The following is an 8,239-nucleotide window of genomic DNA, read 5'->3' as shown; positions in this document are numbered from 1 at the left end:
CCAGGAAGGACCCTGCGGCTCGCGAGCCACGGTCGCCATCGTTCCGCAGAGTGGCTGTGCAGCCGCGGTGCCTGCGCACCTTCTCTACGTGTCCGGAGTCTAGCTGCATCGATTTGCGGGCCGCCATGGGGTGAATTGTAACAGCGCGGCCGGGATGGTGCGCGCCGTCCCGGCCGCGCCGCGTCACGCCGCCCGCTGCCGCGGCGTCAGCCCGAAGTGCTTCGCCAGCATGCCGAGGGCCGCGACGAGGATGCCCTGCGCCACGGGCCCATGCACCGTCCGTCCCGCCCAGCCCTGGCGCATCGCCCACTCGCGGACCGAGAACTCCAGCCCGATCACGAACCAGGCGCAGGAGCCGGCGGGGCTGTCGTGGCCGCCCAGCGCGTCCAGCGCCTCAGCCACGCGCCGTCGCGCGTCGAGCTGCCGGTTCGAGACGTCGCCGTTCGTCGCGCCCGCCAGTCGGATCAGCTGCGAGGTGGCGATGCCATCCAGCGCAGCGGCTCGGAACAGCGTCCGGAAGATGCAGCCTGCCTCGTGCATCTCCGGCGTGATCGTGCCGTTGGCCAGCATCAGGCCGAGGGTGTCGACAGCGCGGCGGTGCTGCACCGGCGTGCCGGTCTCGGGGTCCGCCTCGCGGACCGGCTCGGAGAAGCCGCCGTGCTGCAGCCGCCATGGCGAGGGCTTCGACAGGTCCTCGCGCGGCGGCGTGGTCCGCCTGGCCTTGCGCTTAGCGGCCATGGGCATGCCTTCCCTCGCGCCGCCCCCAGCGGCGATTGGCCTCGTTGGTGATCGCCTGGCGCAGCCAGGGATCGGCGATGTCCTCCACCGACAGCGCGGCGACGCCGTGCTGGTGCCATGCGGCGGCGCGCATGGCATTCAGCTCGGCCTCGGTGGTCGGGCTGCGGCCGATGTCGAGGCTGGATCGCGGCAGTGCCGGCGCGGCGGGCAGCCTCATGCCCGGCCTCCTCGGCCCTCGGTGGCCCAGAGCAGCAGGGCGAGGGCGTCGGCCTCGTTGTCGTCCGCCGGCGCGAAGCCGCGGACGCGCATGGCGGCGACCATCGCCGCCTTGTCGGCGTTGCCCTTGCCGGTAGCGAAGCGCTTGATGGTGCCAACCGGCACGCCCTCGTACGGGATGGATTCCTGCTCGCACCAGGCCGTCAGCGTCGCCAGGAAGCCGGCATAGACGTGCGAGCTGTCCGTGCTCACGTGCCGCCGCACCTCCTCGAAGGCGATGCGGGCCAGGCCGCCGGACAGATTGGCGACCTCGCCGAGCCAGCCGCGGAAGCGGAGGTAGCGCATCCCGCCGCCCTCGAAGCGGCCGGGTCGGAAGGTCATCGTGCCGGAGGTGATGCCGCCATCCTGGCTACGCAGCGCCCAGCCGGTGGTGGTGCCGAGGTCGAGGGCGAGGACGGCGTGGAGCCGGAGCGCGATGGGCAACGGTGCGGTGATCTGGGGGCTGCTTGCCTGCGCCGCGGGCATGGGGAGAGTCGAGGGAGCCATGGTGGTCTCCGAGAGGGGATGGCTGTGGTCGGGGTCCCCACCGGGCGTTCGCCCGGTGGGGTGCCCCGTAAGGGCGGCGACGGCGCGGTTCTTGGCGGAGCTCGCCGTCGCTGCCCGGCTTTCCGAATGGACCGCTCGCCGGCGGGCCGGTGCTGTGCGGACGGCGCATCACGGCACCCCGTCCAGCCAGGCGGGCTCCGTCCCGGGCCTGGTGGATGTCCGTGGATGTGCGGCTTGACCCTCACCGGCACATTCACCGGCGGAAACCGGCGGATTGCCTGGGACCGGTGAATGTCGTGGATGTGGTGGATGTTGTTCCGTCTCTTCCCCCATGGGCGCGCGCGCGTGCGCGCACGCGTGGGCATGGGAATAACATTCACGACATTCACGAGGCCCGAGGAAGCCTCGGTTTTCCGCTGAGTTTCGCCCGTGAATGTTGGCAGACGCACATTCACCGACATTCACGGCGGGCCAAACATTCACGGGGTCAGCACCCCGCGCTGAAAGTGGTGGATGTTCGTCCGTGCCTCCGTCCTGGGACGGCTTCAGCCGCCACCGCCCGGCGCCCTGGTAGGTGCCTGCGGCCTCGACATGGAGGCTGCGCTGGCCGATGCGGAAGACGCGGTCGCGCAGCTTGCTGAGGGCCTTGCCGAGCCGGATGCGCTGCGAGCGGTCGTTGCCGGGTCCGAGCGGTAGGGGTGGCTCGACCTGGATGGCGACGCCGTAGAGGTCTGTGATGCCGACCTCGGCACTGCCGAACCGATCCCACCAGGCAGAGACAAGGCCGCGCCAGGTCGCCCCCTCGCCATCGGACGCCGTCATCGTCTCGTCCAGGTTGCCGAGAAAGCCCTCGAGCCCGGCCACCTCCAGCACGCCGCCGATCGTCTGTGCCCAGGTTTCGTAGCTGCCAATGCTCCGGCGCCCGCGCGGACGGCCGGCCGCGATCCAGGCGCGGCAGAGGGTGAGGCAGGCGGCTACCAGCCTCGCGCGGCTCGCGCGCACCCACCCCATCAGGTCGGGATGGCGGAAGCCGTCGCGCCGCCAGGGCTGGTCGGTTCGGGCGTCGAGGCGGATACGGACGAGGCGGCGGGCGATCTCGTGCGAGACGGCCGGGTTGTTGCCGGTGGCGACCCAGGCGCAGCGCACCGGCAGGCGGACCATGTCCGAGGCGCCGAGCACGCGGTCCTCCCAGAGGGAGGCGGTCAGCGCCGCGGCGAGGGCGGAGCTGTCGAGCTCCTGGCGGAGGTTGTCGATCAGCAGCAGGGTCGGCAGCTGGCGCAGCTTGGCGGTGAGCCGCTTGCGCCACTCGTCCTCGTCGCGGCCCTCGGTCATGACGGCGGCGCCCGAGCCGGTGAGGATGGTGGCGATGGCGTCCACCATGAGGGTGGCGCCGGTGCCGGGCGTGGGCTTCTCGATCATGTGCAGCGGCGTCGGCCCGTCGATCATCGGCCGCACGAAGCCGAGCAGCAGCAGGGCGAGGGCGTGGGCACGCTCGGCCTCTCCGGTGAAGGGGAAGTCGCCGAGCAGCTCGCCGAGCAGGAGGCTGCGGGCGGCAGCGATCTCTGCGGCCGTGGGTCGGTCCGGGACCGGCGGCAGCACGAATCCCGGCGGCGGTCGGTAGAGCAGCCGCGCGTCGGGATGGTAGCCAGGCTCGGTCAGCAGCGTGCCGGCCCGGCCGAACACTGGCGCGGTGACGATGCCCGCCAGCACCGGCAGCGCCGGATCGGGCGTCGCGACGAGGGACTTCACCAGGCCGGTCGGGGGCGGCGCCGGCACCAGGTCGCCCTTGGCGTTGAGCTTTCGCCAGTCGGCGAGCTTCGCCAGCATGTGCCGCAGGCGCTCCTCGCGCACGGTGACCGCGACAGGGCGGCCGTCATCGTCGGGGACGACCCAGGACGGCTCGCCACCGAGCCGGAACAGCCAGGGCGAGCGGTTCGCCGACAGCACGAGACCCCAGGCACGGGCGGTGGCGCGGTCGAGATTGCCCTCGTCGGCGCGGGCGGTGGGGAGCGGATGCGCCGGCTCGACGAAGCCGATCGGCAGGTGGCGGCCGGTTTCCGGCTCCTCGGGCGCAACGTCGCCGCTGGGCTGCCGCATCGCCGCATCGACCAGCGCAGCGATCGGCGCCGGCCCCTCGCGCCGCAGCATGTCGTTGAAGTCGTCGCCCAGGGTCGGAGGCAGCGCGATCGCGACCTGCCTGCCCTCGAGGCGGAGCTTGGCGGCGGCGGCTTCGGCGGCGCGGAGCCCGGCGCCGGAGGCGTCGTGGTCGGCGAGGATGACCACGCTCCGCGCCTCCGGCGGCAGGTGCGCCTGCTCGAGGCCGCTGGTGGAGAGCGCCGCCCAGACCGGCAGGCCGGGGCAGGCCAGCATGGCGGCGAGGCCGGTCTCGATGCCCTCGCAGAGCCCGAGCACGCCGGCCGGGCCGATCGGGGCGAGGCGCACCGTGCCGCCGCCGCTCCGGCCGAGCACCATGCGCGGCTTCGGGATATCGGCCTTGCGGACGGTCCCACCGTCCTCCCGGAGGTAGGTGCGATGCACCGCCACCACCTCGCCGGCGCGGTTGCGCACCAGGCCTACCATCGCCGGATAGCCGGCGCGGGTCTCGAAATGCGCGAGGTCGGGGTGGGAGAGCAGGTCGGCGCCTTCGGGCACGGCGAGGCCGCGGCCCTGCAGGTAGCGCTCCGCCGCCGTGCCCTGGATCGGCTGCGCGTGCTCCAGGATGAAGGCGATGTCGCGGGCGGCGTCGCGCTCCGGCTTCGGTGCCGGCGGTGGTTCCAGGCGCGCCGGGCCTTCGCCCGTCCAGCCGGTCATCTCGGCCGCCCGCGCGAACAGCGCCCGGTCGGCGAGGCCGGTGCCGTGCGCGAGCGTGGACAGCGGCCCGCCGCCCTCATCACCATCGAAGTCGTGCCAGTCGCCGGCATGCTCGCCGCGCAGCATGATCACGCAGGAGCCGGAGCGGCGCGGCGGATCGCCCTGGATGTTGGCCAGCCGCCATTCGTCGCCCTGGCGCCGGCCGTTGGGGAAGAGCCCCGGCACCCAGGCATGGGCGGTGTCGCGCAGGCGCTGGACGATGGCCTCGAGGTCGTAGCGGGAAGGCGCGACCGTCGCGTCATTCAGGTCAATCAAGGATCACCAGCCCGCGCTCGGCGCGCGTGATCGCGGTGTAGAGCCAGCGGGCCCGGTCCTCGGGCGTGCGCGAGAGACGGTCGTCGTAGACGATCACGTTCTCCCACTGGCTGCCCTGCGCCTTGTGGCAGGTGATGGCGTAGCCCCAGGAGGTCTCGATCAGGCCGCGCAGCGCGCGCCAGTCGCGGCGCTCGCGCTCGGGATCGCGCCGCAGATGGTCGTCATAGTGCCCCTTGTAGAAGCGATGCCGCCCGGCGATGGCGACGCCGTCCTCGGTGGTGACGCTGGCGCGGAAGCTGAGCTCGTCCTCGTCCTCGATCCCGGAGAGGCTGACGAACATGCCGTTCACCAGGCCGAGGTCGTGGCGGTTCCTGAGGCAGATGATCTTTTCCGACCGCCCCGCCGGATAGATGTCGGGAAAGCCCGCGGCCGCCTTCATGCTGGCGTTGAGCCAGAGCCGGGTGTCGTTCCGTCCGCAGATCACCTGCCCGCCGCGCAGCATCTGCGCGGGGCTGACCGCACTCCGCGGCAGCTTCCAGACGTGCTCGTCGTGCGGCCCGGGCGGGATCTCGATCCCCTGCCGGGCCATGGTGGCGAGGCGAATGATCGCGCTCTCGCCGGCCTGGCGGTGGATCTCGGTCAGCATTACGTCGGGCGGCGCGTCGGTGAAGGCGCCGGCGTCCTTGATCGGCGGCAGCTGGCCGGGGTCGCCGAGCACCAGGATCGGCTTGCCGAAGGCCAGCAGGTCGGCCGCCATCTCCCGCCCGACCATGGAGACCTCGTCCAGCACGACCAGCGCGGCGTCGCGGACGAGCGACTGCTCGTTCAGCAGGAAGGTGGGCTTGTGGATGTCGGCGAGCCGCAGCTCGAGGCGGCGGATCTGCGTCTCGGCGAAGGCGCGCTCGGCCGGCCCCATGCGCGGGCGGGTGCGCCGCAGATTGGCCAGCTCCGTCTCGACCCGGGCGATCTCCTCCGGCGTCGCCTCCGAGACGCGGTAGATCAGGGAGTGGATGGTCGAGGCCGGCGTGCCCTTGCGGGTCATCACCAGCGCGGCCTTGCCGGTGAAGGCCGCGAACAGCACGCCGCCCGCGCCACCACCGCCGCGCGCCAGCGGGTCGAGCCCGAGGGCCTGGATGGCGGCGGCGGTGATGGTGCTCTTGCCGGTGCCGGCATAGCCGAACAGGCGGAAGACCTGCTGCTGGCCGCGGCGGTGGCGATACCACTCCACGATCGCGGCGATCGCGTCGGCCTGCTGCGGCGAAGGGCTGATGCTCATGGCCCCGCCTCCCAGCAGCGGGTCGCGTAGGGACAGGAGCGGCAGAGGTGGAAGTCGGGTGCCTGGGCGATGCGCGGCGGCAGCTCGCCCGCCTCGGCGGCGCGCAGGATGTCGACGGCGTGGTCCGACAGGCGCTGCGCCTCCGCCGCGTCGAAGGGCACCGCCTCGTGGTGCAGCGCCAGCGTGTCGCGGTTCAGCGCGGTGAGCAGCGCGACCTCGAGCTGGAGGTAGGCCATGTAGAGCTGCACCTGCGCGAAGTAGATCGGCTTGGAGAGGCGCAGCCCGCGCTTGACCAGGTCGGTCCAGGACTTCTGGCCGAGCGCCTTGTGCTCCCACATCGCGGGCCAGCGCAGCCCGACCGCGGGGCCGCCGACGATCACGCCGTCGGCGTGGCCGCGCAGCCGACCGCCGGCCGCCGCGAAGCCGAACTGCCCGCCATCCGCGCCGCGGTCGCGCAGGTCGAAGCCGGCGAGGCGCAGCCAGTGGATGGACAGCGCCTCGAACTGGTGGCCGGCGTCGAACACCCGCAGGAGGCCCGGCTCGACGTCGCGGTCCTTCGGCGCGTGGGTGATCTCGTAGACCAGCTTGCGGGCGCAGGGCTCGCCGACGCGGCTGCCGCCGAGGTAGTCGCGCGGACGCTGCTGCCGCCGCCGTGCCAGCAGGGCGGCGTCGAGATGCGCGTTGATGCGGGCGGTGATGGCGGCGGCGTCGCCCGGCCGCGCATCGCCTCGCCCGTAGACGGCGCCGGAGCCGGAGTTCAGGTCGAGCATCCTACACTCCGCCTCTGGCGCGCCTTCGCCGTCGGGCTGTCTGCCCCGGTCCTGTTGCGGCAGTATTCGAGGAAGCCCGGCGCGTTCAGGTTCTCCTTCTGCGTGCCCCAGCGGAGGTTGCTCGCTCGGTTGTTGGCCGCGTTCTCGTCGAGGTGCATCACCACGGCGCCTTCGAAAGGAGGCGGTCCGTGGAATGCCTCTGCGACGAGCCGCGCGACCTTCCAGGTGCGCTCTCCCACCGTCGTGACGAAGCGCCCGTCGGTCTTGTTCCAGACGCCGAAGGTCGGCGTTCCGCCGTAGGGGCGCTCCCCTCCGTTGGGCATCGGTCCGCGATACGGCGCGATCATCACGCGCCCCTCGCTGCTGGCCAGCACGCCAGGCACGCTGGGGACGTCGCGCCAGATCTCTCCGGTGCTCATGGCGATGTCCCCTCAACTAAAAGGAATAGGGTCGTCGAGCGGATCGCGCTCGGCGGCCTGGCGCTGCATCGAGGCCTGGAACCCGTCGACGCAGGCCTCGATGATGCGGTCGATCTCCGCCGCGCTGCGGTCGTGGAAGGGCGCCATGAGGTTCAGCTCGATCAGCACCTCGGCGAGCGGCCGGCGCGCCTCCTTGATCGCGCGCTCCTCCATCGGGGTCTTGTCGATCACGCCGCCCCTCCGCCGTGCCAGCGCACTGCCAGCGTCGCAGCAGCGCATCGAGCAGAAGGACAGCTTCGGGTGGACGCCGAGCCGAAGCCCATGGACGTAGCCGAAGCCTTTCGCCTCGCGGCCGCAGAGCGCGCAGGTGAGCCGGCGGATCTGGTCGGCCGGCGTGCAGCCCGGCAGGGGCGCGGGCCTGTCGGCCAGGGCACGCCCCTCCCGCGGCCGCGCCCCCCAGCGTCGTCGCGCCACGCCGCCATCAGCCGTTCAGCCAGGCCGGACCGTTGGAGAGCGGCGTCGGCGCGGGCGGCGGCGCGGGCTGGGCGGGCGGCACGGCGGCCGGCGCGGCCCAGGCCGGGGCGGTCGCCACCGGCGCCCGGGGCGCGCCCGCGTTGGCCCAGGCGGGCGCCGCCGCCGCAGCGGGCGCGGAGGCCGGGCGCGGCGCGCGCTGCGCGGACGGCGACGGCGGCAGCGCCTCGCCGGCCATGATGCGCGCGTATTCCGGCTCGCCCGGGAGCACGACGCGGTCGAGGCGGTTGCTGTCGCCGTAACGGGGGTCGCTCGCCGGCTCAATGCGGAGCTTGGCCGCGAAGGTGATGCCGTGGAGGTCGGCGAGGCCACGCAGGATGCGCCTGGCCTTGGCCGCCTCGCTCATGTCCTTGGGGTCGAGGCCGCAGGCGCTGTCGATCATCGCCCGGAACATCCCCTTGGAGATCTTCCAGCCGATGGACACACCCTGCTCGTCCACCTTGCCGCCGGCCACCGTGAAGCTCTGCCAGAACTTCCGCCGGGCGTGCGGCCCCGCCACCACCGTGAACTCGCAGTCGAGCAGGCGCACATCGCTGCCGGGCGTCTTGGCGGCCTTGAGCAGGCCGCGATCCACCTCGCTGGCGCCGTCGATGCCGCCCTTGCGGATCTCCATGCGC

9 protein-coding genes are annotated in these 8,239 nt (G+C 72.9%); all 9 read right to left on the bottom strand.

Translation table 11 applies throughout. From position 1 onward, the window contains the following. Positions 1-183: 183 nt before the first annotated feature. Positions 184-738, bottom strand: coding sequence for a DUF6456 domain-containing protein (locus ET526_RS20420; RefSeq protein WP_135470810.1), 555 nt, complete (start codon positions 736-738; stop codon positions 184-186). Continuing rightward, positions 728-955, bottom strand: a complete 228-nt coding sequence (locus ET526_RS20415) for a hypothetical protein (protein WP_135470808.1) — start codon at positions 953-955, stop codon at positions 728-730. Before ET526_RS20415 ends, ET526_RS20420 begins: the two co-directional genes overlap by 11 nt. After that, positions 952-1,437: a hypothetical protein gene (locus tag ET526_RS20410; protein WP_456305132.1), complete on the bottom strand. Its 486-nt coding sequence runs from the start codon at positions 1,435-1,437 to the stop codon at positions 952-954. The genes ET526_RS20415 and ET526_RS20410 overlap by 4 nt, the downstream gene beginning before the upstream one ends. 231 nt (positions 1,438-1,668) lie before the next feature. Next, a complete protein-coding gene (locus ET526_RS20405) occupies positions 1,669-4,626 on the bottom strand; it encodes a DUF7146 domain-containing protein (RefSeq protein WP_135470804.1) in 2,958 nt (985 codons plus the stop codon). Then, entirely contained in the window at positions 4,619-5,902 is a 1,284-nt protein-coding gene (locus ET526_RS20400) for an ATP-dependent DNA helicase (RefSeq protein ID WP_135470802.1), read from the bottom strand. The genes ET526_RS20405 and ET526_RS20400 overlap by 8 nt, the downstream gene beginning before the upstream one ends. Continuing rightward, positions 5,899-6,672, bottom strand: a complete 774-nt coding sequence (locus ET526_RS20395; RefSeq protein ID WP_135470800.1) for a hypothetical protein — start codon at positions 6,670-6,672, stop codon at positions 5,899-5,901. Before ET526_RS20395 ends, ET526_RS20400 begins: the two co-directional genes overlap by 4 nt. Beyond that, a complete protein-coding gene (locus ET526_RS20390; RefSeq protein ID WP_158295652.1) occupies positions 6,660-7,091 on the bottom strand; it encodes an HNH endonuclease signature motif containing protein in 432 nt (143 codons plus the stop codon). Before ET526_RS20390 ends, ET526_RS20395 begins: the two co-directional genes overlap by 13 nt. A gap of 12 nt (positions 7,092-7,103) precedes the next feature. After that, positions 7,104-7,565: a DUF6511 domain-containing protein gene (locus tag ET526_RS22240; protein ID WP_240048510.1), complete on the bottom strand. Its 462-nt coding sequence runs from the start codon at positions 7,563-7,565 to the stop codon at positions 7,104-7,106. Positions 7,566-7,572: 7 nt separating this feature from the next. Further along, on the bottom strand, positions 7,573-8,239 hold a 667-nt coding region (locus ET526_RS20380; RefSeq protein WP_135470798.1), incomplete at its 5' end, for a hypothetical protein.

This window comes from Crenalkalicoccus roseus (assembly GCF_004761865.1).
GTDB lineage: Bacteria > Pseudomonadota > Alphaproteobacteria > Acetobacterales > Acetobacteraceae > Crenalkalicoccus > Crenalkalicoccus roseus.
This window is presented reverse-complemented; position numbering and strand designations above follow the sequence as displayed.

Excerpts from the sequence above, each read along its gene's own strand:
- ET526_RS20420 (WP_135470810.1), bottom strand. The coding sequence starts at position 738 with ATGGCCGCTAAGCGCAAGGCCAGGCGGACCACGCCGCCGCGCGAGGAC.
- ET526_RS20415 (WP_135470808.1), bottom strand. The coding sequence starts at position 955 with ATGAGGCTGCCCGCCGCGCCGGCACTGCCGCGATCCAGCCTCGACATC.
- ET526_RS20400 (WP_135470802.1), bottom strand. The coding sequence starts at position 5,902 with ATGAGCATCAGCCCTTCGCCGCAGCAGGCCGACGCGATCGCCGCGATC.
- ET526_RS20395 (WP_135470800.1), bottom strand. The coding sequence starts at position 6,672 with ATGCTCGACCTGAACTCCGGCTCCGGCGCCGTCTACGGGCGAGGCGAT.
- ET526_RS20390 (WP_158295652.1), bottom strand. The coding sequence starts at position 7,091 with ATGAGCACCGGAGAGATCTGGCGCGACGTCCCCAGCGTGCCTGGCGTG.